This is a genomic window from Undibacterium sp. GW821-FHT11B02 (assembly GCF_058808955.1).
The window spans coordinates 217,936-243,164 of the sequence record NZ_JBXASD010000003.1 but is presented as its reverse complement, the minus strand read 5'-3'; the positions used below and the strand labels follow the sequence as shown (position 1 = coordinate 243,164).

Genomic DNA, 25,229 nt, shown 5'->3' with positions numbered 1-25,229 from the left:
AATCTCAAATGGAAACTATATGAATGCTCATACCAGCCAATTGCGTGACCTGGGTCAAAGTGTGTGGCTGGATAATATTCATCGTCAGTTGCTCACCAGCGGTACTCTGCAATGCTACATCGTAGATTTGAATGTAAGTGGCTTAACTTCAAACCCTACCATTTTTCAACAGTCGATAGGATCAGGGACTAGCTATGACGCAGCCATTCATCAGCTCTACAAAGAGGGATTAACTGGTGAGGAGTTATTCTTTGCATTAGCGCTGGAAGATTTGACACATGCCGCTCAATTGCTTCGTCCTATATTTGATGCCAGTGATGGCATTGACGGCTGGGTATCGCTTGAAGTGTCGCCGCTTTTGGCGCATGACACGTTCAATACTGTCAGAGCCGCTACGCATTTACACAATCATGCGGCACTCCCTAATCTGTACATCAAAATCCCAGGTACACCAGCAGGAATTCTGGCGATTGAACAGGCCATCTTCGACGGCATTTCAATCAACGTTACTTTATTATTTTCGCGTGAGCAGTACCTGGCTGCGGCCAATGCTTATTTACGGGGTATGGAAAGACGTCAGCTCGCGGGCTTGCATTTGCAAGTTCAGTCTGTTGCATCAGTGTTTGTGAGTTGTTGGGACGTGGCAGTGAAAGACGAAATATCACCCGCCTTCCACAACCGCCTTGGCATCGCTGTTGCCGTGCAATGCTATCAAGCCTATTGTGAGTTGCTGTTGTCTGAACGCTGGCAAAAACTGGCGACTGCTGGCGTAAAGCCACAGCGCCTGCTTTGGGCCAGCACCGGAACGAAAGATGCCAAAGCATCAGACACCATGTATATCGAGGCTTTGGTGGCAGCCAACACAATCAATACCGTACCAGAGAAAACGCTACTGGCATTTGCAGACCATGGCAAGGTAGTTGGCGTATTGCCGGTTGATGGGGGGTATGCAAGCTCGGTAGTAGAAGAATTCAGGCGCGAGGGTGTTGATATCGAAGCGCTTGCGGCCCGGCTGCAAGATGAAGGGGTGATGACATTCACCACATCCTGGAATGAATTGATGTCTGTCATCAATGAAAAGAGCAAACAAGCTGACCTGCCTGCAAATACGATAGATACTACTCCACAGACCACAAAGACCTTGTCATGAATATCGACGATACAGTCAAGGCGGATAAGGTCACAAGCACACAGGCGTCCCTTGATGGGTTGTGCATCAACACCTTGCGCACGCTTTCCATTGACATGGTGCAAAAGGCGAATTCGGGGCATCCTGGCACGCCTATGGGAGCAGCACCAACAGCGTATTGCCTTTGGCAGCGTTACCTGAAATTTGATGCGAACGACCCTGACTGGCTTAATCGCGATCGTTTTGTGTTATCTGTCGGCCATGCGTCCGCTTTGCTCTATAGCATGCTTTATTTGTGTGGAGTGAAGGCCCGCGCCAATAATATGTCTGGCGATCTTGCCGTCAGCATGGCAGATCTGCAAAGTTTTCGGCAAGCTGGTAGCCGTTGTACTGGCCATCCGGAACACGGCTGGACTGCGGGTGTCGAAGCGACCACAGGGCCACTTGGTCAGGGCTTGGGTAACAGCGTTGGTATGGCTATCGCACAGCGCTGGCTGGCTGCTACTTACAACAGACCAGACTTTGCTGTGTTTGACTACAATGTATACGCCATATGTGGTGATGGCGACATGATGGAAGGCATCAGTGCGGAAGCCGCCTCGCTGGCGGGTCATCTTGAACTGGGCAATCTTTGCTGGATCTATGATAGCAATCACGTCAGCATCGAAGGGACGACGGCAATTACGTTTACTGAAGATGTCGTGGCACGGTTTCGCGCCTATGGCTGGCAAGTCGTTAGCGTGGCAGACGCAAATAACCTTGAACAACAGACAAATGCTTTTCAGCGCTTTGTTGACACTCAGGACAGACCAACACTGATTGTCGTGCAAAGCCATATAGGTTATGGTGCACCACACAAGCAAGACAGCCGGGATGCACATGGCGAACCGCTTGGTGTTGATGAGGTAAGACTCGCCAAACAGTTTTACCATGTGGACCCGGATACTCAATTTGCCATACCAGATGGCGTGCAAGCGCATTTCCGCAAAGAATTTGGTCAACGTGGAAGCAATGCCCGCGCATCGTGGGATAGCCTGTTTGCAGATTATCGCGAGCAATACCCTCAACTCGCCAAACAAATTGATTGCATGCAGCAAGGCGGGCTGCCAGATGGCTGGGATCTCGCTTTGCCAAATTTCCCGGCAGACGAAAAAGGTCTTGCCACCCGTGAAGCATCAGGCAAAGTCTTGAATACCATTGCTACTCACATGCCATGGTTGCTGGGTGGTGCAGCCGATCTGGCACCGTCAACCAAGACACATCTGGATTTTGACGCCGCAGGTGATTTTGAGGCATTTGTTGCTATTGACAATGCCTACTTCAGTGCTGAACTGGGGAATGAATCTGCCAGCTATGCCGGGCGTAACTTCCATTTTGGCATACGTGAACACGCCATGTGCGCTATAGCCAATGGCATGGCACTGTCCAGGTTACGACCATTCGCAGCCAGTTTTTTTGTGTTTACTGACTATTCTCGTGCGGCAATCCGTTTGTCGGCAATGATGGGCATGCCGGTCATTTATCTATGGACGCATGATTCCGTCAGCATGGGTGAAGATGGACCTACCCATCAACCTATAGAGCAACTGGCGTCGTTTCGTGCCATGCCTGGCATGGTGCTAATGCGCCCGGCAGATGCCAATGAAGTGGTGGAAGCCTGGCGTGTCATCATGCAAATCAGGAATAGACCTGTCAGCATGGTGTTGTCACGACAGGCATTACCCATTTTTGACAGAACCCGATACGCCAGCGCCAGCGGTGTCGCAAACGGTGCCTATATACTTGCCGGGGCGGCTGATGAGAAACCAGAAGTAATGCTGTTGGGAACCGGTAGCGAAGTGGCGCTCTGTATTGCGGCCTATGAGCAACTGAAGACAGAAGGCATTTTCGCCCGCGTCATCAGCATGCCATCATGGGATTTATTTGAAAGGCAAAGCATGGCTTATCGCGACCACGTGCTGCCACCAGCAGTGTCGGCAAGGGTGTCGGTCGAGGCGGCTTCGGCATTTGGGTGGGAACGTTATACGGGGCAGCACGGCACGATGATCTCCATGCAGTCGTTCGGCCTTTCTGCCCCCGGCAAAGTAGTTGAAACGCATTTTGGTTTCGATGTCGCCCATGTCATTGCCGCGGCCAAGGCGCAGATATTACGCCATCGCTCATTGGTCAAGTAACAGCATGACAGCCTATATTCATCCTATGGCAGGCAAGTTAGCGCCGATATCCTCACTCATCAATGTCCCGAAATTAATCACGGCCTATTTCGCGTTAAAGCCAGACCCGTCAATTCCAGAACAAAGAGTGAAGTTTGGTACGTCTGGGCATCGTGGATCAGCCTACGACAGTTCATTTAACGAAGCCCACGTACTGGCAATCACGCAGGCAATTTGTGATTTTCGCAGCTTGCATGATATCCATGGCCCACTTTTTCTGGGTACGGATACGCACGCTTTATCCGAACCGGCGTGTGCCAGTGCAATGGAAGTACTGGCAGCCAATCGTGTAGAGGTCATGCTTGCCAGCAATGATGAATACACACCAACACCGGCAATTTCGCTGGCCATATTAAGTTATAACAAGGACCGGGACCGTCATACCGGGCAGGCAGACGGTATCGTTCTTACGCCTTCACACAATCCGCCTCGCGATGGCGGGTTTAAATACAATCCACCAAACGGTGGCCCGGCCAGCCAGAAAATTACCGAATGGATAGAAAACGCAGCGAATCAATATCTTGATGCTGATCTGGCTGGTGTGCGTCGCGTCACCAGCAGCAAGGCAATGCAGGCAAAGACGACGCATCGTTACAACTTCATGGATTTTTATGTGGGCGAGATAGGCAGCGTCATTAATATGAATGCCATTCGTGATGGGCAGATACACATCGGTGTAGATCCTCTGGGTGGTGCCGGTGTCCATTACTGGGCATCCATCGCTGACCGTTACCAGTTAAACCTGACGGTGGTCAATGACGTGATAGATCCGCGCTTTGCTTTTATGCCACTCGATTGGGATGGACAGATCCGCATGGACCCTTCTTCACCACATGCGATGCAGGGTCTTATCAGCATGCAGGACAAGTTTGATATAGCCTTTGCCTGCGATACCGACCACGACAGACACGGCATTGTCAGCAAGTCTGCAGGCTTGATGCCCCCCAACCATTATCTGTCGGTTGCCATTGATTACCTTTATACGAATAGGTCTCATTGGGCCAGCTCTGTTGGAATTGGCAAAACAGTCGTCAGCACACAGATGATAGATAGTCTGGCTAAAAAATATAAGCGCAATCTGTATGAAGTGCCCGTGGGTTTCAAATGGTTCGTCGATGGCTTGCAGAACGGCGAGCTGGGTTTTTGTGGGGAAGAAAGTGCAGGCGCAAGTTTTTTGCGTATGGATGGTTCTGTGTGGACGACAGATAAAGATGGTATTTCCAGCGCCTTGCTGGCAGCAGAAATGACGGCAAAGACTGGCCATGACCCTGGCGTTTTGTATCGCAAGCTCACGAGTGAGCTAGGGGAAATCTTTTTTGAAAGGATAGATGCCCCTGCAACAAGCGCACAAAAACAAAAACTTGCGGCATTGTCTGCAAAGCAAATCAGCGTCAGCAACCTGGGGGGCGACAAGATAGAACAAATACTTGGTCACGCGCCCGGCAATGAAGCTGCTATTGGTGGCATCAAGATAATGACTGCCCATGCCTGGTTTGCTGCACGGCCATCCGGCACGGAAGAAACTTACAAAATATATGCCGAAAGCTTTGTTGGTGAGGCCCATCTTCAGCAGATTCTTCGCGAAGCGCAGGCCATTGTCGATACCGCGATTTCATCTGCTGATAAGGAAGATTAGTTTATGACCGCAGTTAATCCCTATGCTTTGCATCCGCTTTCTGCTGACTTGCTTGAAAAATGTGTATCTATTGGTGTGCGTCAAAATATCATACGTGATTGACGTTTGATAAATTAAAGACAGGGTTCCCCTATCAAGTATTTCCACATTCCAGCCACGCTCCAACTTTAATATGGAGGCCAAATGAACATTCACATTGCCGAATGGACTTTGCTCAATGATCAAAATGCCTGTTCCATTACTTACCTGTGCGACGTATCAGGATTGTCCGAAGGGGAAATCGATGATTTGGTTGAGAGTGGTCTTCTCACGCCAATTGATGACGACGCGACGACAAAGATATTTCCTTTGCATTCCATTGTCACCGCCAGCAGTGCCCGCAGATTGCGCGACGACTTTGAACTGGATAGCCATGGCATGATATTGGCGCTGACACTCATGCAACGCATAGGTGATTTACAGAGTGAATTGAAACTGCTCCGCGCTCAATTCAAGTAGATGTTGAGTCTCTGCACTGCAGTCATACTGGAGCAGGGCTGATGGTACTTGGCGATATAGCCCTCGCACAGGAAGGCGTTAAATAAGTTGTGACCCAAAAGTGGCCACTGCGAAATCCAGGAAACTTCTGAGCTTGGGAGTCATTCGCCGGTCTGGTGCATAGACAATGTGTAAGGGGCGGGTGGGTACTTGGTAATCCTGTAGAACGGGGACCAGGCGACCTGCATCAAGCTCGGCCTTGACCAGTTCAATTGGCTGCAGCATGATCCCAAAACCGGAAACTGCAGCAGCCAGCAATGCTTCGCCACTGTCTACCATCAGTCGTCCCGATATGGGTACTGAAATACGGCCATCCGCGCCATCAAATACCCAATGTGTCCGTAGAGTGGTATGTGAAAATACCAGGCATTCATGCTTCTGAAGGTCCATCGGTGTTTTGAGCGGCGGGCAAGAGGCAAGGTAAGAGGGCGCGGCACATACCAGCAAACGATAGGGCGCTAGTGATCTGGCCATCAGGCCACTGTCTGATAATTCACCCACACGAAAAATGGCATCGTAACCTTCATCAATGAGATCAACCATTCGATTGGCCAAAGTGAGCTCGACTGAGATTTCAGGGTATTGCTTCAGATACTCTGAAAGTTTTGGTGCCAGGGCATGAATGCCAAAAGTGACTGGTGCGTTGATGCGGATACGCCCGCGCGGCACTGCACGTGTTTCCGCGACAAGAGATTCTGCCGCCTCAACTTCAGCCAGGATAATTTTGGCCCGCTCATAGAACAGCTTTCCGATTTCAGTCAGGCTGTGACGTCTGGTCGTACGGTTCAGTAATCGGACCCCCAGGCTTTGTTCCAGCACCATCACGTTTTTACCGACTAATTGTGGCGACATGCTGAGTTCATCAGCTGCGGCCGAAAAAGATCCCAGCTCGATGGCTTTGACGAAGATGTGCATGCTGGTAAGTCTGTCCATTATAAACATTTTGTTTGTAGTGATGAATTATTATAGTCATTTATCACGAAATATTTTCATTTTATAGTGAGCTCTCTGTAAAAACTTTTGGTGAAATCAAAATGAAAATCGCTGTTATTGGTACTGGAAACATGGGGGCCGGTCTTGCCGGCCTGTTTTCCGGGGCAAATTTTGAAGTGATCGTCGGCCATCGTGAACCCGCCAAAGCAGCTGCATTGGCTGCCACATTGGGCGGCCATGTGCAGGGTGGTGGCATCGAAGCGGCGTGCAAGCTGGCTGATATCGTGTTTTTGGCCTTGCCTTTTGGGGCAGTGGCAGAAGTGCTGCAGGTTGCAGGTGAGCTGTCCGGAAAAGTGATTGTCGATATGACCAATCCTATCAGCGCTGACTTCAAAAGCCTGGTGATTGGTCACACGACATCTGCGGCGGAAGAAATCCAGTTGCTGGCACCCAAGGCAAAGATCGTAAAAGCATTCAACACGATTTTTGCACAATTGCTGCCTGCCGAAGCGCGCAAGCAAAATGTGTTGCAAGTTCTTGTGGCGAGTGACGATGCCACAGCCAAAAATGAAGTATCACAGTTGATTAAGAAGGTAGGTTTTGACCCCATTGATGCCGGGCCTTTGAGTAACAGCCGGTTTATTGAACCGATTGGAGAAATGAATATTCATTTCGGGTATTTCCTTGGCTGGGGGCCTGTGGCGGCACCAGCGTGGATCAAGGTTTGATTGAGCCAGAACATTTTCTACATAGGGTGTTGTAGAGCGGTCAAGGCCGATACTGCCACGCCCCAATTTCTTTTTCTATAAAACGAGGTCAAAGATGATTACTTCCCGTATTAAATCCGCAATGCTCATGGTTTTTGCTGTGCCACTGATAGCACTGGCAGCAGAAAGCACCACGACAACAAAAAAACCTGCTCAGCAGGCAGGCAAAAATACTTATGCCATTGCAGAAGTCCAGGCACATCGCTTGTTCATGCCGCGCTTTGTGCAATTTATTAATACTGCAGATGTGAAATTGGCATCTGAACTGGTTTCGCCTAAAGCAATATTTTATGTACCTGGCCGTGCTGATCCTGTGAGCGGTCCTGCAGGGTATTTGGAAATCATTCAGATGATGCGTTCTGGTTTTCCTGATATTCAATGGACACTGGAGGAAACCATCGCTGAAGGCGATAAAATTGTTGCTCGCTTTACCATGCGTGGTACACACCAGGGGACTTTTTTGGGGGTGCCAGCCACAGGCAAGAAGATTGCTGTACAGGCGCTGAATATCTATCGCTTCTCTGATGGGCAGATTGTTGAAGAACGCGGTCAGCCGGATCTGCTTGATTTGTTGCGACAGATTGGTGCTGTTCCAAAGTAAATCAGGAATTTTCTTGCAAACGAAAACGCTTAAATCGATCTGAGTTTGCCAGCACTTTTTTGATATTCAATAAGCTATCCAAAAAAAAGCCCACAACCGTTACCAGTTGTGGGCGAACACCTTGGAGAAGGGAATACCTGACACCTTACAGAGCAGACCTTATTCTGCTCAAGCACACAAAATTAGATAATCAGATCAATTATATACATTTTATCGATAAAATGTATATAAATTGTTTTATGGGTGGCTGGCGTAAAAAGTGAAATTGCAGCTGTACTCTTACAGTATTGCAAAGAGAAGGTTTCAATTGCCCTTCAGTATTTGGGCTTGTGCAAAAAAAAGTGAAATATTTCAGAAATGTGGTAAACCCAAAGCAGTTTTAAAGTCTCTACATTACGGGACATGACATCGACATGCCCGAGCTGGCTGGATGATTACCTATGTCAGCAACTCAGAATCCCTTTTATTTCCATGCGCTTGACGTAAGTCTTGTATTGGCCGCGACATTCACTGCCCGCGCAGAATCACTGATCAGCAGTGCAATGCCCAAAGCCAACAGCGCCATACCCGACATGGTGCGGTAGAACCATCGGCGATTTCCGCAACGCTACCCAGCAGCCATATGGCCACTGTATGCCGCTATTTCTCCGATATGGGCATCTTCAAATTTGTCATGCAGTCCTCTGGTTTTAAACAAGGCATTGTTGCCCGGTCTGGTTTAGTAAATCAGCATGCGGATAGACGACAACATTTTCCGAACCTGACCGAACCTGAATCATAGGCGTTGCATGCTGGGATGCCGTATGGCTTGTGCCGCTGTATCTCCTTGGAAATAGTGCGTTCAGGCATTACGGTAAGCAGCACGTAGTTTTAATTATTAAATAACATTGCCATATTATCTTTTGAATAATATTATTATCAAATAAGAATATAAAAATTCTAACTAAGGGAGATCAGGAACACGTTTGCTTGCTGAAGAGAAATATCAACACGTCTTCATTCTGCTGCATTTTTTACAGCAAGTTTGCAGCAAGCTTTTGGCTCGGGGAGCCATCTGCTTGTCTTTAGATTGCAGGCTGTATTAAGGCTTGCTTGTATGGCTCTGCTACAGAATTTCAATAACAAGATAGATGTTTCTATACGAAAAAATCTACTTGTCCAATTGCATTGAAAAATATTTGCATGAAGAAATGCAATTTTTAAGCATCACCATTAATGCGTTTTGATTTGGTGAGTTGCGATAGCAACGATATCCATTTTCAAAAAGTCGTAATAGATGCATTCCCTGCTGTTTCTCGTAGTTTATTCCACACCTAGAAGGAGTCAGAACGACATGAAACCTGAAAAAGAAACAGAGCAATTGCGAGTTGATATAGCGCAATTAAGTTCTTCTATTGATCGCTTGCAAGCTTCAAGCTGTCCGGTCGGTCACGCTGTCCAGCAGTGTCATTGTCCTGTGAGTAAATGCAGCGCCTGTGCCCCGGTCTCACCTTTTGTTCCCGACTACAACATCCCTTTGCTGGCCCCTGGCGGCGGCGACCACAATCCCACAATGCTGAAAAATCTTGGTCCGCTGGCTGGGCTGATTGGTACCTGGGTCAGCCCGAAAACTAATGGTTTTAACGTGATGCCCTTGCCGCAGGCAACAGCGCCGAATGGTTTTATCCTGAAGAATGTTTTTTACTATGAAGTGATGACGTTTAGTGCCCTGCAGGGAAAGGTTGCCAATCGTGGCGGCGTTGATGAGCAAGACAGCTACACCTTATTCTATGAGCAGCGGGTGTTTTTCTCTGACGGGGTGCAGGCGAATACGCTGGTGCATGCAGAAAACGGTGCCTGGCTTAATTTGATTACGGGCCCACAAGGGCAGGGGCCGCTCGATACTCAACCGTACATCCCCAGTCCACCTGCGCCGAATCCCATTCCACCACAAAATCCTGCACGACAAATCATTAAACAGGTTTCTGTACCGCATGGAAATTCCATCCTGGCGATGGGTGATGTAACGGTCATTCATGGCGCGCCTGATATTCCCAACGTCAACACGTTGCCGATTGATGCACCAGTTGCTTTCAATGCACCATATGGCACCGACATTCCAAGCAATCCCAACATCAATCCCAATATCGTTTTGCAAGATGCGCTAACGGCACTATCCCAGCAAGGCATCTCTGTGTTGCGTACCCACAAGCTCAATGTGGATACCAATAATAACGGTGGCATTACCAACAATCCTTTCATTAAAGAGCACAACAACGTGACACAGTTCACGCACACCGTATGGCTGGAAGAATTGTCCAACGGACAGTTGATGTTGCAGTACTCGCAGAACATCAGTCTGCGGCTGCACCTGGTTGATGGCAAGTCTTATGTGTTCCCGCACATCACTGCCAACACCCTGAGCAAAGTCAGATAGTTGATTTTGTTGTAGTAGCAAAAGCGTCGATGGAGCGGGGCCAGGTTGTTCACTGTAACGCTCCTGGCGTTGATCGGTATCTCCTGCCATTCGTGGCACAGATTGTCTTATCAAAATCCATTGGCTCACGCCAATATCTAAGGAAAGAGAAATCATGAGCGATAACATCCAAGAGCTTCAATTGCAACTCACTGAATTGACATCAAAAGTCAAGGCGCTGGAAGAAACCCTTAGCAATAGTGCTCCCGTATTTAAATGCGACACCTGCCTGCAATGTACGCCTTGCGTCCTGCATTGCGTACCATGTATCACACTCTGTGCGCATTGCCTGCATTGCTACTATTGCGTACCGTGCATCGTCAATTTTTGCGTAGCGTGCCAACCTGCACCACAAGCACAGACGGCCAATGTCGTTTGTGCCGTCTGTCAGCCTGTAGCATTCTGCGCACAGTGTGTGCACTGTGTTCCTTGTACACTGTGTACGGCTTGTACCCCTTGTGCTTTGTGCGTGCAATGTAGCCCTTGTGCACAATGCTATCAATGCACTGCCTGCCAGCCAACGGCGCAATATCAAACCTCGAACGTGGTATGCGCCGTTTGTCAGCATACCCAGCAATGCTTCTGCTGCCAGCCAACCACGCAATGCCAGACCGCCAATGTGGTCTGTGCAGTTTGTCAGCCGGTTGCCTTGTGTACCCCATGTACACCTTGCACGCCATGCGCCACGGGTTATCCTCCTACAGCACAATGCTTCTGCTGCCAGCCAGTAGCGCAATGTCAGCCGTCCAATGCATTGTGTTCAGTTAGTCAGCCAGTTGCATTGTGTACGCCATGCACACCTTGCTCACCATGTTCCACGGGTTATCCAACGGCGCAATGCTTCTGCTGCCAGCCAACCGCACAGTGCCAGACCGCTAATGTGGTATGCGCAGTTTGCCATCCAAGCCCGCAGTGCTATTGCTGCCAGCCTGGTGGCCCGGTCACTTTTTGTGTGCTCAGTGCGACCAGTAGCAGCTAGTTGTGGCAGGTGAAATGGACAAAGTAATGCATACTTTGTCTTGAAGTAGTAGAAGGCGCGGATAGTGGCAAGCGTAGACCACTATCCGCACTTTTAAATTTTGGTTTTCGGTATAACCGTATAGATTACTGAGTGACATCCCATGATGAAGAAACTTCAATTATCTCCCGCTGCCACGATCACGCCTAATGCACAAGGCGTACTATTGCAATCTGATCTGGGCGATTTTCAATTGCATGGTAAGGATGTCCGCGATTTTGTGAACAATATTTGCCCGCTGTTACAGGGACAATATAGTCAAACTGAACTTTGCGCCCAACTTCCTGGCTATGCAGATGCAAGTATCGTTGCGGTACTCGACTTGCTCAAGAAGCATGGATTATTGGAAGAAATCGATGAGAGCAATCAGTTCATGCCGCCTTGGTCTCCGCACGAACGTTTTCTCAAAGCCTGGCAGCATCCAGATAAAAGGACGACAGATGATCTCAGCCAAGCCAGGCTCCTGGTGATCGGCCTGGAACCCTGGTCAGTCAAGATGATAGACGAACTGGCTAACGCCGGCATCGGTCATTTGCATCTGCTTGATAACGAATTACTGACCAAAGACGATGTACTCTGTCATCGGCCATTTGGACAAGAAAATATTGGACAGGCGCGGGCTGACGTATTGCAGACCGTGTTGGCGCAACAAGCTCCGTGGTGCACGGTCACCACAGGTCGCCTTGCCCTTGATGAACAAAAGCAGTTGACCATATCTGCCGAGTACGAATGGAATCTGGTGATTGTCAGCCTGAGTAAAGAAGCGCAATTCTGGTTGCACAAGGCATCAGAATATATCGACGCAGGCGGCTATCAAGCCTTGTTTGGTTGTCTGGATGGTCTTGAATCCTGGATAGGCCCATGGGTAATCCCCAATCAGACCAGTTGCTGGAACTGCCTGCGCTTGCGCCGCCTGGGTACGGCGCACCAGCCTTCCATGGCCCACGAACTGGATAAAGTGGCGACCGATAGTCAGCAAACTAGCCGCGCCCGCACCTTATTGAGCCCCATGGCGGTGATGGTCGGGCAGCAAATGTCGATGGAAGTCCTTAAATTATTGCTGCGCTATACCACTTCTAGTTTAGACGGTCAGGTAAGGGTGCAAAACCTGGTCACAGGCGAAAGCGAACAACACAAAATAATTCCTATGCCATGGTGTGAAATTTGCGGACATCAGCATCAGGATCAACCACGCATCCCTGCAACAAGCCTTGGCCAACTATCGCAATTTGGTGCCATGAGCGCGGTGGCGGCGTATGAACAGACTGGCAGCAATCCATTGAATCATGTCACCACAGTTGAACAGCTAAAAAAATTACTGGCAGGCTGGATTGATCCTGTCACAGGTATTATCCGGCAACTGAGTGGTCATGCATTGCACCTGCCTGATTTTCCTGTCACTGCATCGGCTGGCATGGCGACTTTTTCTGCCGGTAAATTCGACCCGCGCAGTATGGGACAGGTCGGCTCAGGCAAGGGCCTGGATGAAATTTCTGCTCACATCAGCGCCATTGGCGAAGCGATAGAGCGCTATTCCGCCGCACGCTACAACATGCGTGATTTCAAATACGCCAATTTAAATGAATTAAGTGGTGACTATGTTGATCCGGAAAAATTGGTACTGTACTCGAAGCGTCAATACAGTACACCCAATTTCCCGTTTTCACCCTGGCGTGCCAAGCAAAAAATTCACTGGGCAAAAGGACATTGGCTGGGTTTACAAAAACCGGTGTGGGTACCCGCGTTGATCAGTTATTTCAACTTTAGTTCGCCTTTTGAAGAACAGTTCAGCCAGGTGTCATCCAACGGCCTGGCTGCCGGACAAAGCAACGATGATGCGGCCATTCGCGCTACATATGAATTGATAGAACGTGACGCCATGATGCTGACCTGGTATGCCCAATTACCTTGCCAACGCCTGAGCCTCGATAGCCAGTATCACGGAAAAATGCGCCTGATGATCGATGATCTTACCGGTCACGGCCTACAACTGGAATTATATCTGCTGGATGTCGGCATACACGTGCCCACCGTGGTTTGCCTGGGGCTGGGCGATGGCATCAACACGCCTGCAGTATCAGTCGCACTGGCTACCCACGGCGACATCCAGGTGGCAATGCGCAAGGCCTTGCTGGAACAAGGCCACGTGATGCCTTACCTGTGTCACTTGATGCGAAGCGGGCACAAAATTCCCCACCAAGTGCACGAAGTACAAACGCTGGAAGACCATGCCGCTTACTACTTTTCCAGCAATAAACTGGGGGCCTTCGATTTCATGCGCCAGCCAGCCAGCATGGCCATGGATGCCAGCCGCTGGCCTTATCCAGACGTACAGAATGCAGAAGACCTGCGTCAGCGCCTGTTGGCCGCGAATGTGGATGTGGCGATCGTCGATGTCACCGCCCCGGACGTCGCCCTGAGCCCATTCCGGGTAGCGCGTGCAGTGGGGATCCATATGCAGCCCATCCATTTTGGAGAACAGTTTAAACGCATCGATAATCCCAGATTACGCAAATTGCTCAAAGGCCGTATCGTCAACAACAACCCGCATCCGATTGCTTGAAGAGAAACTGAGCAGAAATTAAATCGGGCAGAAAAATTTAACGTAGGACTTATGCAAAATTGTCCCAACAAGGCGTAGCGACGAAGACAGTACTTTAGTACGGCTAGGAGCTACAACGCAGTTGGGGCGGTTTTGCGTAAGTCCCATAAAGGAGAATTTGCATGAGAGTATTGGTATGTGGCAGCAACTACGGCGCGACCTATATCCGCGCCCTTGCGACAAGCCAGGACAGCGTCCGGCTGGCAGGCATACTATCCACCGGCAGCGCACGCTCACTTGCTTACGCCCAGCAGACACAAGTCCCGCACTATACGGACGTGGCCAGTATTCCGGATGGTAGTATCGATATTGCCTGTGTCGCCGTGCCCGGAGAAGTCGGTAACCAGTTAAGCTTGGCGCTGTTGGCCAAAGGCATCCATGTGATTTGTGAGCATCCCATAGACACCGAGCAAATGAACAAGGCGCTTGCAGTTGCGCAAATGCATGGACGCATATTTCAAGTCAATGCCCATTTTCCCGATCTGCTGGCACCCCAAGCTTTCTATCAGGGGCTGGCCGTTGCAAAGCAAATGGGACCACCCTTGCATTTTGATCTGGCAGTCAACCTGAGGACCTTATATTCCGGTCTCGATTTAGTGGGCCGGGCCCTTGGCTCGCTGGCAGATATACAGGTCATACCGCCACATACAACGGGCGATAGTCCTCCCATGTTTGCCAGCCTGCTGCTGGTCAGCCCCACACTACATATTTCCTTGCTGTGCCAAAACTTTGCTTCCGCCGCCGATGATGGCACAGCCACCTTGCTCAATCACCGCTGCAGCGCCACTTTCGCTCATGGCAATCTGTTGCTGGCAGAAAGTAACGGGCCGGTAATGTGGTTTCCATCGCCTGTATCCATGCCCATACCGCAGTGGCGTAATTACCTGCCCGTTGACATGAATCAAATCGACTCCAATGCACTACAGCAGCAGCGCGACCTGGCCAATCGCACAGTGATTAAGCAAATGGTGGCCGCAATCCACGGGCAGGCACAGCCAGCACATCAGCAGCCAGAATACCTGCTGGCGCTGGCAAGTGTATGGGAACACGTGTTGCATGCGCTGCAACCAGCGATGGGGAAGGGGGCAGCTTGAGCCGGCAGATGTGGCAGACATGGCCGTGTCGCCAGGTGCGGTGATGTCGGCATGGCATGAAAGCGGGGCATGGTGGTGTAATGGTGCGTATCAAGCCCTGGCCTGCTATCATCCGGTGTCATCAAGGAATAAAGCAATGAACGAACAACACCCGCCCCGCACCCTGAACGGCATGACGCTCGAAAAAATCCTGGAACAACTCGTCGCCCATTACGGCTGGGAGAAAATGGGCCAGCTAATCGACATCAACTGCTTCAACAGCGACCCCAGCATCAAATCCAGCCTGAAGTTTCTGCGCAAAACCCCGTGGGCACGGGCGAGGGTGGAGGAGTTGTTTTTGGATATGCCTTAAGATAAAAACACACTTGAATCTCGGCGGGGCCAGAAATGCTGCTCGGTCAGCCGCTTTTCTTCAGGTGATACCTATTCTGCAAGTACCTTGTATAGCAACGCAATTCTTGAATTTCTACTTTAGGATTGGCCACCTTCAATGACTTGATTGCAGCGACAATTTTGCCATGCGCAATGAGGTCATTGACATCGTCTGGCACGGTGCCAGAAAAATCCGGATTACCTGCCATGCGGCGGATATCAAACCTGGAAGAGTGTCTCCACAAACCATTGATCATTTTGGCGCTATGGTACTAACCGTCATTTGGTGCGGCGAGATACTCGCTAATCGCGACATCAACTTGCGTGTACAGGCGCTCCTCTGCGACGACAGATTTTTCTTTAAGGAGTTTTCGGACGCACATCGTAATTGCGGCTCTGACCCGATCGGCAAGATACTTCTTCGTTTGAGCTTTGTTCATTGGCTGCCACACAGCCTCAGGAATTTGAATTTCGACCTTGATGTAGCGCCGTGCCCGTTCGAACCGTAGGCGAGTGATACCCTCCACACCAAACTTAGCTAACGACCCGTCAACGCGAAGTATGATTGCGTACTGGTCTATTGCCGCGCAATGCGTAGAGGTTAAGTGTTTCTCAAACGCATGGTAAAGGTGAACCTTGAGATGGCCGACGAGGCAAGGCTCTGGCCCTCCCATCTGGGCTCCAATCGAAATAAAATCGTTTCTTACAAGACTCGCGCCCATCTGCCGGATCCTTCACCGTCATCATCAGAGTTTTTAATAGTCCGCCACAGTTTGGCTAAATCAAAAATTCCATCAAGTGACGCCCGCCAAAGCACGACTGAGGGTTTGATTTTTGCCATTGCAATATATCATTTCGACAAAACCGCACTTGACCGCCATTTTTGTGCACTTTCAAATCGCCGCGAACACCTCGTAACGTGAGCTCAATGTCGAACTTCAATTGCGACAAATGATGGTACACCGTCAACTCTACACCGTCGAATGATTCGACATTACCGTTTTTAAATATTCTCATTCAATCAGACAACAATTCGTCTAAAGAAATAACCATTAGACCTCATCTCAAGCTGGGCAGCTAGTCTTCAGATCAGGCATTCCTGAATAAATAAATGTTCGCATGCAGTAAACCTCAATGATTTCATTACCCCGCCATGTAAGCAGGTATGCAAGTCGCGCCTTAAAAATTGTTTTTAAAAAATCAATTGATTAAATATAAATAATGGTGTATTTTGCATAATAATTTGTTAATCCATTGGCTTGGTTGTTGAGTCCAGTTGAGTATCGTTTTGTTGGCATTCGCCTCTCCGTATTAACTTTGAGGGGTCATGTCCAATGCTTGTTCGTTTTGCTCGCCTTGCCCGCATTAATCCCTGTTGATGAAATAGGTTTTAGTTATACAGACGGTCGTCCTGCGTCAGAAGTACCAATAAGCTTCTTTAAGAAAGGAATGTTTATGAAAAAAATCATCCCGCAGCGCCGTTTCTCAATACGTGCGGCTGCTGTTATTGCAATTGCTGCCATCGGCATCATTGCTGCGTTTCCCTCAATTTCGCAAGCACAACAATACTCGCCAGCTAATCCCGCAGTCTGCAACGCCAGTTCCACATGGGTCAGCAACCCGTCTTTGCCGGGTGACGTGCAGAATACTGATAACTGCAGTTTTCAGCAGTATATGTGGCAGACCATGCTGTATCTGGTGCAGCCGGTAGCAGCGGGCAGCAAGGTTCGGCAATTTGAAACCTTTATGCCTAGTTACGGCATTTTTGTTGATCCGGGCAAGACCCCGACCCCATGGGGAAAAACACCCAAGCCGACGTATTGCAAAGGGCCGTCCACCTTAAAACAGAACTTAAAACAGAACTATGTTTTTTCCAATCTGACCCTGCAGGCGGGAGTTGGGCAACCATTGATCGACAAATCGCTGAACCGGGTATTTTATGGTGTATCGGTCAATAAGCCAGCGTATGACTTCATCACTGGTTGCGGCTTGCAAGAGGCGCAGTGTAGTTTAAGCCTTGCGCCCGATCTGGTAGATCCGGTTGGTTACAAGGTGGTGGATATTCCAAACTTGTACCCGAATTTGGCGTTTCCTAGCGGCTCGATGGAATTGAAAACTGCATGGAAGATTTTGACGCCCGACGAACTGGCAGGCAACACCTTCTTTACCACTAAAGGCTCGGTTCAGGCACCCGGAAAAACTTGTATGGAGAATGTGGATCTGGGGCTGGTAGGCATGCACATCGTGAGCAAGACGCCATCCCAACCGGAGTTTATCTGGGGTACCTTTGAACACCGCAATAACGCGCCGTACTGTTCCAATACCTCGGCTCCACCCCCTCTGGGCGGCAGCTGGACTTTTTATAATCCCAGTTGCGCCGGCAGCTGCACCACCAATCATTTTGCCGAAGGCAAAGCCACCCAGGTGTGCACCATGCACCCCTGGGGCGACCCGACGCTGGGTACCATGCCCAATAATTTGACTTGTGGCTCCACCCCGCCGCCTGGCTATATTTGTGACCCGGATACCCAAAAGTTTGTCATACAACCCACCACTGCCAATTTGCAGGCATTGGATTTATCTGTGAAGACAATGCTGAACGCATTGCCTGCGGGCGATGCAAATAAATTGTGGGCTAATTATTCACTGGTCGGCAATGTATGGACAGCCAAGGGGACCTTACCGCCCTCGGTGCAGGTGCAGGTCGGGTCGCTGTCGGGGGCAAACAACAGCATGGAAACCTATGTGCAAAATGGCGTCTCCAATATTCAAAATCCCTACAACTGCTTTAGTTGCCATAATTTGGATGGCAAGAATAAAGACCAATCACTGGATCAGGCAGTAAAAGTTCAGTTACCGCCAGCCGGGCTTTCCCATATTTTTAATTTATTGAATCTGAAAACCAAAGGTTGCAGCACAGGTGTATTACCCAGCAACCCTATGTGCGCCGCCAACGGTGGCCCTACAAAATAAAAATCGTATTCAACAATATTGAGAGGAATTGGCATGAGCTATTTGACCTATCCAAGATTGCACTTTAGCGGTGGCTTTCTGGCTGATCCAAGCACGGTGAACAATACACCGGACAATTATACCGATGCGAATAACGACGTAGCAAAGCTGCAGCTTTACTGGAATCCGAACGGCACCGGTATTTTTGATTTTCAGAACTGTCTGGTCACCAAGGTTGTTTATGGTCCCGGTGATGAAACCACCGACCCTGCCGTTGACCCGGTGATTGGGCAACCAGTTAATGCCGCGTATACGATGGCCGCACCGAAACTGGTTGACCTCGACCCGGATCAGCAAAATACCAGCGAAATATGGGGACTGAGCCTGCAAGTGGCGGGTACGACCGCCAACCCGGCATCGATCAGCGATTTTGTTCGCGGTGATTATGTCGCTGGCTCGTATAACGCGGTTTGGGCCCAGGCAATCAACGGCCCACGAAGCTCGGGCAGCGGTTGTGGGGTATATCAATCCAGCCTGACCAACTTGAGCTGGGCGACTACGAAGACACCGCAATCTAAATTCCTAACTCTGCTCCAGCAACAATCGCCACAACAATTGAGCGTAAACTTTGTGGTGAATGCGCACAATAATGCGCCCGTGATCTATCTGTTCAATAAAGACACTCTGCAGGCATTGGAGAAAAAAGGCGTGCCCGCCAATATCACTGCCAAATTACTGCCCATGACCCGATATTTCATGAATCTCGATAGTAAGGGCGTGCCTGCCAACCTGGGTCAGGTTCCGACTGAATCGTATGTGAATAATCGCCTCACTATTTTGTTAGGGCAAGCGGACGCCGATACCTATCGCGCCACTATCCTGGCGACCACGCTGGCACCGCCACCATCGCCAGTGCCACCGCCGAACATCAATACCAAGTTTCCAACTGGCTTGCTAACTGGCACGATAGGGCCACAGGCTACGGCGACCCCTGTGTTTTACACGCCATCACGCATGATGGCACCGGTTCAGGTGCCCGTTGGTCAGGCCCCGTGCAATTTTGCTCCGTTCTGCACGCAGGTGCTTAGCAATAGCAATGATAGCAACGAGGTATTGATCACCGTGAATCTGGGCAATTCACTCACCACCGACAAGCCCGGCTATAACGATCCGGCGCAGGGTTTCGGGGTCGCGTTGGGTGCGCTGGGCGCGTTGTTTTTGGTCTATTTTGATCAAAGCCAAGGGACAGGCATTAGCTTGAACAATGCAGTTACCATCGCCGCTTTACCAAACGACCCGGTCCAGATGGGGGAATTGATGACAGTCAGTGGTGGCATATTGACGGTGAAAGTCGATCCTGCCTTGCTGCCAACTGGCTTGACTGTGCAACAGGCAGAGCAGAAGGTGCTGACGATGCCCCTGGGTCTGATCGGCAAGAAAGCATCTGCGCCAATTATCTGGCTGGCAGAAAATATCAATGGCTATAATCTGCGGGCCGATCAGTTTGTCTTCAGGATGAATCCTGGTACTACATCCGGACCTGACAGTGCAACGGCGCTGGTTCGCTTATATGCCACTAAGTTTGGTCAACCTGCGGCCAATATCGGCATCCAGGCAACGCTGATGTCGCCGGACGAATCGGTGGCCTACACCAGCAATACCATGGGTACTGGCGGTACTTCGGGATTGAAAAATATCGCGGTACCGCAAAATGCCTTGTCCTTCAGCACTGCACCTTTATTGACCAATGCGCAAGGCATGGCCGAATTGAAAATCGTTGGTACGGACCCTGGCTTTCCGCGCGCCAGTCAAAACGTTGATGGGCAAATTTACTTTGTGCGCTACAATTTTGCCGATCAAACTATCGCAAAAAGCTTTACCCAGCATCCGGACGATTTGATCAGTATCCTGCTGTTTAGCCAGCAGACCTTCCCAGAAAATCCGACCTGGGATAATTGCATCCAATATATTTTGCCGCAGTATGCCAAGCTGTATCCTATCATGGGCCGCTTTAAGCTGGACGACTATGCGACCGTGGTTCAATATGCCGAACCCATCAGCGTGGTGCTTGCAAAACCAATGGATGACGCCTTGCATATGCCGGTAATCCGGGATTTATCGATACAGCGCACACAAATTATCCTGAAGTGGTTTGCCAACAAGACGCCGAAATAAGGCAGGGTTCGTTGCCGCCATACTTGCATCGGTGTTTCAAAAAATGCGCTTGCCAAGGCTGCTGCCTTGGCAAGCGCATTTTGCATAAATTGTACCTTGCACTGCATCCCGAATCGTCTTGTTCGCAGTCACTTCTATTGATGAAACGAGTCCTGGCTATTCGTTTTTTATCGAAGGCTGTTCTTGTCAATCGACGTAAACAAATTTCAGAATGCTCGCCGAATGACGTAAACAAGACGGGTTGTTAATTGACCGGACTTTATGCAAAACCTTAGCGACAATTCGTCGCTTTTGCAAACGCAAGGCTTGTCGAAACGCCGGTGAATCGGGATAGCCAGGTAACGGGGCGTGTTGACCTGGTTCACGTAAAACTCAAGGGCACACATTCCTCCACCAGCGCAGCGTCTATCATGCCGGTGCTGAGCAGGTTGCAGTAGGCGCAGGCAACGGGGATGTCGCTACCGCCGGGTGGGGTGGTGTCGTTGCTGGGTGGGGCCAGGTTGGCTGCGGTTTGCGCCTGTGCCAGGGTGTAGGGAGCGGCGGGTGTACTGGGCAGGGACAAGGCGCTGAGCTGGCTGCCATAGCTCATCAGGTAGCCGACGGCTGCTGCACCGGTGCGGTTAACGCCGGAATCGCAATGGATGTAGATGATGGCATTGCTGATGGTGCTTAATGTCGCCGGTGGATTGGGCAGACCAGCCACATTGCCGTTCAGGGCATGATAGATGGCGCTGATCAGACCAGTGTAGTTGAAATCGGTTTCGTCGGCACCGATGGAGCTGGCGGGTGATACTGGCCAGTTGCCGCCGACATTGGTGGGCGGTAGACCACCTATGGCTTGTATGGGCCAGTAAACCATCACACCCGGGTTGGCTGTATTGGTCGAAGGAATGTAGACGGGGTAGGGGCCGGATTCGCCATTCAGCGTTGGCGGGTTATTGGTGAACCAGGTCATTTCGGTGTCGACGATGCCTTGATCTTTTGTGTCTGGTGCAAAGCCGATCAGACAAAAGTCGATGACCACAGGATTACCGGGCAGGCTGATGCCAGCTGTCTTTGCAGCCGCAAAATGAGTGTCTTTTTCAATGGCCTGAGTTAACTCTGCGATGGTAAAGCCAGGTGTGCCGAAACAGGCGCTGCCGCGTATCAAGACATTGTTGTTGGTGGTGTCATAGTCAAGCAGGCGTACTGACCCGGAGATAAAGCTGCCGTTGCCATGCATGCTTTCCAATTTTCTTTCTACTTTGCCTTCCATTCCGCTGTCCATTCTTATCCTCGCTATTTGATGGTTGAAGAAAAACTTTGCACCTGGCCGTCCTGTGCATGGGCACGGGCAAAATACGGCTGTCGTTATCCTCATATATCAAATTGCGTGCCAGATATTTTCTGGGAAAATAGACGCATTTTCGCTGTTGTCAGAGTGAAATATGTTGCTTTTTACATCCAGGGGGCGCGCGTTGACATGTCAATGGCGGGTTTTTACACATGTGGAGGGATGCTAAATGTGGGGGCGCTAATCCTGATATTTCTCGAATAGTTTTGCCAGCACACCCTGGCTGTCAAGCTGGACGATGGCAGCGCGCAGTTTTTTGGCGTCGTCAGGAGCAACAGTTTTTGATACCAGCATGTAGAACTGCTCTTTCAGCATAACCTTGGGGAGCAGCTTGACCTTGTCTTCCATGCCAGCTTTGCGGATTTCGGTGGCGATGCCGGGTGAGCGATGACAATAAAAGCGGCCGCGATGTGCCAGCAATTTATTCAGGTTGGATTTGGATGAGACCGCAGTTGAATCGACCTGCAGGCCGCCCAGGTCTTTGAGAATATTGTTGATGGCAAAATTATGCATGGACAGGATGATGCCTTCCTTGCCCAGTTTGCGAACGTCATCCCAGTCATTGATCTGTATATCATCGTCGGCGCGGGCTACCAGCATGTAGTTGACGGAAAATAAAGGCGGATTGATATAGTCGTATTTGAGAGCACGTTCTTTGGTGTGCAGCAAACCACAGATGACATCGTCTGGCCCGCCATAGATGCGGGCCAAGGGTAGCCAGTTTTGATCACCAACGAATTTGAGACTGGGTTCTATGGCTTCGATGGCACGCAAGACATCGATGCAAAAGCCGCCTACGACAGCTTTTCCGCCTTCTTGTTTTGCAATAAATTTAGGATCAGATCCTTCCTGTGCTGCAGTCCGCAATATGCTTTGCGCGCTAGCCGCAGGTAAGATAAACAAGGCGAGGACTGTAAGCAGCAGAAGCAGTCGTTCACCGGCGAAATCGGCTAGGCGATGCACATGGTCTCCCCAGGTTGTGCTGATCTGGATGGCGCAGTGCAAAAACTTGCCTGCGGCAGTCTTTTTTTTGCATTGTACTACCGCAATAGAGATACGTTGCAGATCAAGTGACTATCTTGCAATGTGTTGCAAAAGCGTACAAAAACCTCAAGAAACGTGGGGAAACCTGTAGCAATACAAGGACCAGACCCGGTCCTTGTATTGCTTAACGTATCGTCAGGCGGTCCAGCCTATGTATTCAATGCCGTTCTGTATCGCCGCGATGACCAGTGCCTGGTTTTCGGTGCTTTCGCAAAAACTGGCGAGTGCACCAGCGGCGCTGATTTTGCCGGTGTCGAGGGAATTAAGCCAATAATCAAAACCGGCTTTGTCAGGTGTGCGGTGCAGCACGTTTTGATAAAAATTAGTGATCAGTGTCGTGTTGCTGGGCTTTGTTCCATACAGTTTTTGAAATTCTGGGGATGAAAAGAATCCGGCAGCGACCGTGGTCAGGCTGGAACCGTTTTCCATATCATTGATCCAGTAACCCAGACCGGCCAGATCGGGCTTGCGATCAAATGCTGCCTGGTACAGACGGTAAGCCTGGCCTGCAATGCCTGCGGTTTCAAATGACAGGTAATGGTCGTCAAACTTGACCAGTTCAATATTGATGAGGGTATCGGTGCCTTCTGCACCAGTCTTGTCCTTGACGATGAAGCTGTTGCCGGATTTGGTGACGGTGTAGTTGCTGATATTGCCAGCACACATCACCAGGTCATTCCCATCGGCACCGTCTATGGTGTCATTACCGCTGCTGCCAGACATCAGGTTACTGTAGGAGCTACCGGTGATATAGGTACCGGTATTGCCATAGATGCGGATGTTTTCAACAAAGGCGTAGCTGGTCAGCGAGGCATTGAAATCTACCCAGATGGTGTCGACACCTTCTGCACTATTTTCATAGACCTTGTCCGTACTGGTGTCGAGGACGTAGGTGTCGTTGCCTGTACCACCGATGAAGATATCGCTGCCACCGCGGGTATCTACATTCCAGTCGAAGGTGTCGTTGCCTGCGCCACCAATCAGTGTGTCATTGCCGGAACCGCCATCCAGGCTGTCGTTGCCGTCACCGCCATTGATGCTGTCATTGCCACCGCCACCGTCAATAATATCATTGCCACCACCGCCCGAAATGATATTGGGCAGGTCATTTCCAATGATCAAGTCGGCTTTGGCCGAACCGATAGCATTTTCATATTCACCATAGAACCAGCGCAGGCTGACCGGGTTGCCACCATTGAGAATGGTGTTCACGCCGTCGTCAAAACTCATTGCCACACCCACCAGGTGGTTGGCTCCGGTGATGGTGGTACCCATGTGGAAGTAGGCACCATTGCTGTACATGGACAGGTCTACCGTATCAATGCCACCTTTGTCAAAATAGGTGCGATAACCGTCTGTGCCGACCAACAGGGTGTCATCGCTGACGCCAGAGGTGCCACGGCCTTCACCATAAGTCTGTTGCAGTGCAATCACATCCAGAATCATGGGGGTGAAGGCATGCAGGGTGGCAGAATAGTTCTGGTCATCATAGGACATGATGGTGAAATACTCTTTGTACATGTCCATCGCACTATTGATCTTGAACCCCAGCTTGTCGAAACCAAGGTACTGTGTCGCTGCATAATCGGCACTGATGACGGGCACACCGTTGGTGTAGCTGGTATGTGGATGGGATAAACCCAGCGAATGACCCAGTTCATGCATCAGGGTCTGGGTGGCGCGGCTGTATGGGTCGAGGGAATAATCTCCCTGGAATTCGGCAGCGGCCTGGTTCAGGTAGATGTCACCGGCGGCACCGGTATATCCCAGGGTTTTATCTGTGTTGCCACCAGACAGGCCGCTAAAGCTGACATCAGTACGATAAATCCAGTTGATATTGATGTCGGACACGTTGGCCCTGCCCACATCTTCCGGGTTGGCGATGGAACTGGTATTGGTGGTCTCATAGTTGACCACTTTGGTAAACGACAGATTGGCGAACTGTGCATAGACATCGGTTGCAAGGTCTATGTTATTCAGTTGTGTTGTGGTCCACACATATTCATTCGGGCCATCGGTATAGATATTTTTGGTGAAGGCGGAATAGTTTTTGTCTGAATAATAAGTGGCATAACTAAAATCGTCCGACACGCTCATGCGTATCGTGCCCGCCAGGATGTAATTGGTAACACCAAATGCATCAAAATTGAACATTGCCTTGGTGATGGTCGTGCTTGGAAAATAGGGGACGTATGAGGCCATGACGTGTGTCTGATTATTGTTTGTAAGAGTGAATGTTCGCCTGCCTGAAAACGCCAGTAGTGGTGTTTTGGTTGACAAGAAATTATCGTTGCTGTATTTCCGTCATGATAATCAATAAACACCAATCGCAGTTATGATTTTTATGGATGCCCTGTGTTTAACCTTT

Annotated in this window: 20 protein-coding genes; 14 read left to right on the top strand and 6 right to left on the bottom strand. The window is 50.0% G+C overall.

All coding sequences use genetic code 11. From position 1 onward, the window contains the following. The first annotated feature begins 19 nt into the window (after positions 1–19). From tal to AC1RVX_RS07270, 4 genes are all read left to right on the top strand, one after another. Positions 20–1,150 carry a transaldolase gene (gene tal / locus AC1RVX_RS07285; protein WP_493215898.1) on the top strand — a complete coding sequence of 377 codons (1,131 nt, stop codon included), beginning with the start codon at positions 20–22 and terminating at the stop codon, positions 1,148–1,150. Further along, entirely contained in the window at positions 1,147–3,303 is a 2,157-nt protein-coding gene (gene tkt, locus AC1RVX_RS07280) for a transketolase (RefSeq protein ID WP_493215897.1), read from the top strand. The genes tal and tkt overlap by 4 nt, the downstream gene beginning before the upstream one ends. Before the next feature lie 4 nt (positions 3,304–3,307). Next, positions 3,308–4,978, top strand: coding sequence for a phosphoglucomutase (alpha-D-glucose-1,6-bisphosphate-dependent) (gene pgm, locus AC1RVX_RS07275; RefSeq protein ID WP_493215896.1), 1,671 nt, complete (start codon positions 3,308–3,310; stop codon positions 4,976–4,978). Between the two features lie 183 nt (positions 4,979–5,161). Further along, entirely contained in the window at positions 5,162–5,476 is a 315-nt protein-coding gene (locus AC1RVX_RS07270; protein WP_493215895.1) for a chaperone modulator CbpM, read from the top strand. 78 nt (positions 5,477–5,554) lie between these two features. On the opposite strand, the gene AC1RVX_RS07265 is transcribed toward AC1RVX_RS07270, so the two are convergent. Beyond that, a complete protein-coding gene (locus AC1RVX_RS07265) occupies positions 5,555–6,448 on the bottom strand; it encodes a LysR family transcriptional regulator (protein ID WP_493215894.1) in 894 nt (297 codons plus the stop codon). Positions 6,449–6,474: 26 nt separating this feature from the next. Between AC1RVX_RS07265 and AC1RVX_RS07260 the strand changes: the two genes are divergently transcribed. The 7 genes from AC1RVX_RS07260 (at position 6,475) to AC1RVX_RS07230 (ending at position 15,337) form a co-directional block, all read left to right on the top strand. Next, positions 6,475–7,176, top strand: a complete 702-nt coding sequence (locus AC1RVX_RS07260; protein ID WP_493216234.1) for an NADPH-dependent F420 reductase — start codon at positions 6,475–6,477, stop codon at positions 7,174–7,176. A 94-nt stretch (positions 7,177–7,270) separates the two neighbouring features. Then, on the top strand, positions 7,271–7,816 hold the full coding sequence (locus AC1RVX_RS07255) for an ester cyclase (protein WP_493215893.1): 546 nt from the start codon (positions 7,271–7,273) through the stop codon (positions 7,814–7,816). Between the two features lie 440 nt (positions 7,817–8,256). Beyond that, on the top strand, positions 8,257–8,400 hold the full coding sequence (locus AC1RVX_RS07250; RefSeq protein ID WP_493215892.1) for a hypothetical protein: 144 nt from the start codon (positions 8,257–8,259) through the stop codon (positions 8,398–8,400). Between the two features lie 749 nt (positions 8,401–9,149). Beyond that, entirely contained in the window at positions 9,150–10,232 is a 1,083-nt protein-coding gene (locus AC1RVX_RS07245; RefSeq protein ID WP_493215891.1) for a heme-binding protein, read from the top strand. Between the two features lie 1,160 nt (positions 10,233–11,392). After that, positions 11,393–13,852 (top strand): TOMM precursor leader peptide-binding protein, encoded by a 2,460-nt coding sequence (locus AC1RVX_RS07240; protein WP_493215890.1) that lies wholly within the window; start codon positions 11,393–11,395, stop codon positions 13,850–13,852. A 161-nt stretch (positions 13,853–14,013) separates the two neighbouring features. Then, positions 14,014–14,985: a Gfo/Idh/MocA family oxidoreductase gene (locus tag AC1RVX_RS07235; protein WP_493215889.1), complete on the top strand. Its 972-nt coding sequence runs from the start codon at positions 14,014–14,016 to the stop codon at positions 14,983–14,985. Positions 14,986–15,121: 136 nt separating this feature from the next. Beyond that, positions 15,122–15,337, top strand: coding sequence for a VF530 family protein (locus AC1RVX_RS07230; protein WP_493215888.1), 216 nt, complete (start codon positions 15,122–15,124; stop codon positions 15,335–15,337). A 46-nt stretch (positions 15,338–15,383) separates the two neighbouring features. On the opposite strand, the gene AC1RVX_RS07225 is transcribed toward AC1RVX_RS07230, so the two are convergent. Both AC1RVX_RS07225 and AC1RVX_RS07220 read right to left on the bottom strand, forming a co-directional pair. Further along, positions 15,384–15,566: a hypothetical protein gene (locus AC1RVX_RS07225; RefSeq protein WP_493215887.1), complete on the bottom strand. Its 183-nt coding sequence runs from the start codon at positions 15,564–15,566 to the stop codon at positions 15,384–15,386. A 63-nt stretch (positions 15,567–15,629) separates the two neighbouring features. Further along, complete coding sequence (locus tag AC1RVX_RS07220; protein WP_493216233.1) at positions 15,630–16,031, bottom strand: Imm44 family immunity protein; 402 nt, start codon at positions 16,029–16,031, stop codon at positions 15,630–15,632. Here AC1RVX_RS07220 and AC1RVX_RS07215 point away from each other — a divergent pair. The 3 genes from AC1RVX_RS07215 (at position 15,963) to AC1RVX_RS07205 (ending at position 20,484) form a co-directional block, all read left to right on the top strand. Beyond that, complete coding sequence (locus AC1RVX_RS07215) at positions 15,963–16,280, top strand: hypothetical protein (protein ID WP_493216241.1); 318 nt, start codon at positions 15,963–15,965, stop codon at positions 16,278–16,280. The genes AC1RVX_RS07220 and AC1RVX_RS07215 overlap by 69 nt on opposite strands. Before the next feature lie 532 nt (positions 16,281–16,812). Further along, a complete protein-coding gene (locus AC1RVX_RS07210; RefSeq protein ID WP_493215886.1) occupies positions 16,813–18,330 on the top strand; it encodes a hypothetical protein in 1,518 nt (505 codons plus the stop codon). Positions 18,331–18,363: 33 nt separating this feature from the next. Next, positions 18,364–20,484, top strand: a complete 2,121-nt coding sequence (locus AC1RVX_RS07205) for a hypothetical protein (RefSeq protein WP_493215885.1) — start codon at positions 18,364–18,366, stop codon at positions 20,482–20,484. Positions 20,485–20,845: 361 nt separating this feature from the next. On the opposite strand, the gene AC1RVX_RS07200 is transcribed toward AC1RVX_RS07205, so the two are convergent. The 3 genes from AC1RVX_RS07200 to AC1RVX_RS07190 form a co-directional block, all read right to left on the bottom strand. Further along, positions 20,846–21,739: a hypothetical protein gene (locus AC1RVX_RS07200; protein ID WP_493215884.1), complete on the bottom strand. Its 894-nt coding sequence runs from the start codon at positions 21,737–21,739 to the stop codon at positions 20,846–20,848. 258 nt (positions 21,740–21,997) lie between these two features. Beyond that, positions 21,998–22,780 carry a substrate-binding periplasmic protein gene (locus AC1RVX_RS07195; protein ID WP_493215883.1) on the bottom strand — a complete coding sequence of 261 codons (783 nt, stop codon included), beginning with the start codon at positions 22,778–22,780 and terminating at the stop codon, positions 21,998–22,000. 216 nt (positions 22,781–22,996) lie between these two features. Then, positions 22,997–25,063 carry a DUF4214 domain-containing protein gene (locus AC1RVX_RS07190; protein WP_493215882.1) on the bottom strand — a complete coding sequence of 689 codons (2,067 nt, stop codon included), beginning with the start codon at positions 25,061–25,063 and terminating at the stop codon, positions 22,997–22,999. Positions 25,064–25,229: the final 166 nt, after the last annotated feature.

What these genes read in the sequence shown, in the direction of transcription:
- tal (WP_493215898.1), top strand. Translation starts at nt 20, where the DNA reads ATGAATGCTCATACCAGCCAATTGCGTGACCTGGGTCAAAGTGTGTGG.
- tkt (WP_493215897.1), top strand. Translation starts at nt 1,147, where the DNA reads ATGAATATCGACGATACAGTCAAGGCGGATAAGGTCACAAGCACACAG.
- pgm (WP_493215896.1), top strand. Translation starts at nt 3,308, where the DNA reads ATGACAGCCTATATTCATCCTATGGCAGGCAAGTTAGCGCCGATATCC.
- AC1RVX_RS07270 (WP_493215895.1), top strand. Translation starts at nt 5,162, where the DNA reads ATGAACATTCACATTGCCGAATGGACTTTGCTCAATGATCAAAATGCC.
- AC1RVX_RS07265 (WP_493215894.1), bottom strand. Translation starts at nt 6,448, where the DNA reads ATGGACAGACTTACCAGCATGCACATCTTCGTCAAAGCCATCGAGCTG.
- AC1RVX_RS07255 (WP_493215893.1), top strand. Translation starts at nt 7,271, where the DNA reads ATGATTACTTCCCGTATTAAATCCGCAATGCTCATGGTTTTTGCTGTG.
- AC1RVX_RS07250 (WP_493215892.1), top strand. Translation starts at nt 8,257, where the DNA reads ATGTCAGCAACTCAGAATCCCTTTTATTTCCATGCGCTTGACGTAAGT.
- AC1RVX_RS07245 (WP_493215891.1), top strand. Translation starts at nt 9,150, where the DNA reads ATGAAACCTGAAAAAGAAACAGAGCAATTGCGAGTTGATATAGCGCAA.
- AC1RVX_RS07240 (WP_493215890.1), top strand. Translation starts at nt 11,393, where the DNA reads ATGATGAAGAAACTTCAATTATCTCCCGCTGCCACGATCACGCCTAAT.
- AC1RVX_RS07235 (WP_493215889.1), top strand. Translation starts at nt 14,014, where the DNA reads ATGAGAGTATTGGTATGTGGCAGCAACTACGGCGCGACCTATATCCGC.
- AC1RVX_RS07230 (WP_493215888.1), top strand. Translation starts at nt 15,122, where the DNA reads ATGAACGAACAACACCCGCCCCGCACCCTGAACGGCATGACGCTCGAA.
- AC1RVX_RS07225 (WP_493215887.1), bottom strand. Translation starts at nt 15,566, where the DNA reads ATGGCAGGTAATCCGGATTTTTCTGGCACCGTGCCAGACGATGTCAAT.
- AC1RVX_RS07220 (WP_493216233.1), bottom strand. Translation starts at nt 16,031, where the DNA reads ATGGGAGGGCCAGAGCCTTGCCTCGTCGGCCATCTCAAGGTTCACCTT.
- AC1RVX_RS07210 (WP_493215886.1), top strand. Translation starts at nt 16,813, where the DNA reads ATGAAAAAAATCATCCCGCAGCGCCGTTTCTCAATACGTGCGGCTGCT.
- AC1RVX_RS07205 (WP_493215885.1), top strand. Translation starts at nt 18,364, where the DNA reads ATGAGCTATTTGACCTATCCAAGATTGCACTTTAGCGGTGGCTTTCTG.
- AC1RVX_RS07200 (WP_493215884.1), bottom strand. Translation starts at nt 21,739, where the DNA reads ATGGAAGGCAAAGTAGAAAGAAAATTGGAAAGCATGCATGGCAACGGC.
- AC1RVX_RS07190 (WP_493215882.1), bottom strand. Translation starts at nt 25,063, where the DNA reads ATGGCCTCATACGTCCCCTATTTTCCAAGCACGACCATCACCAAGGCA.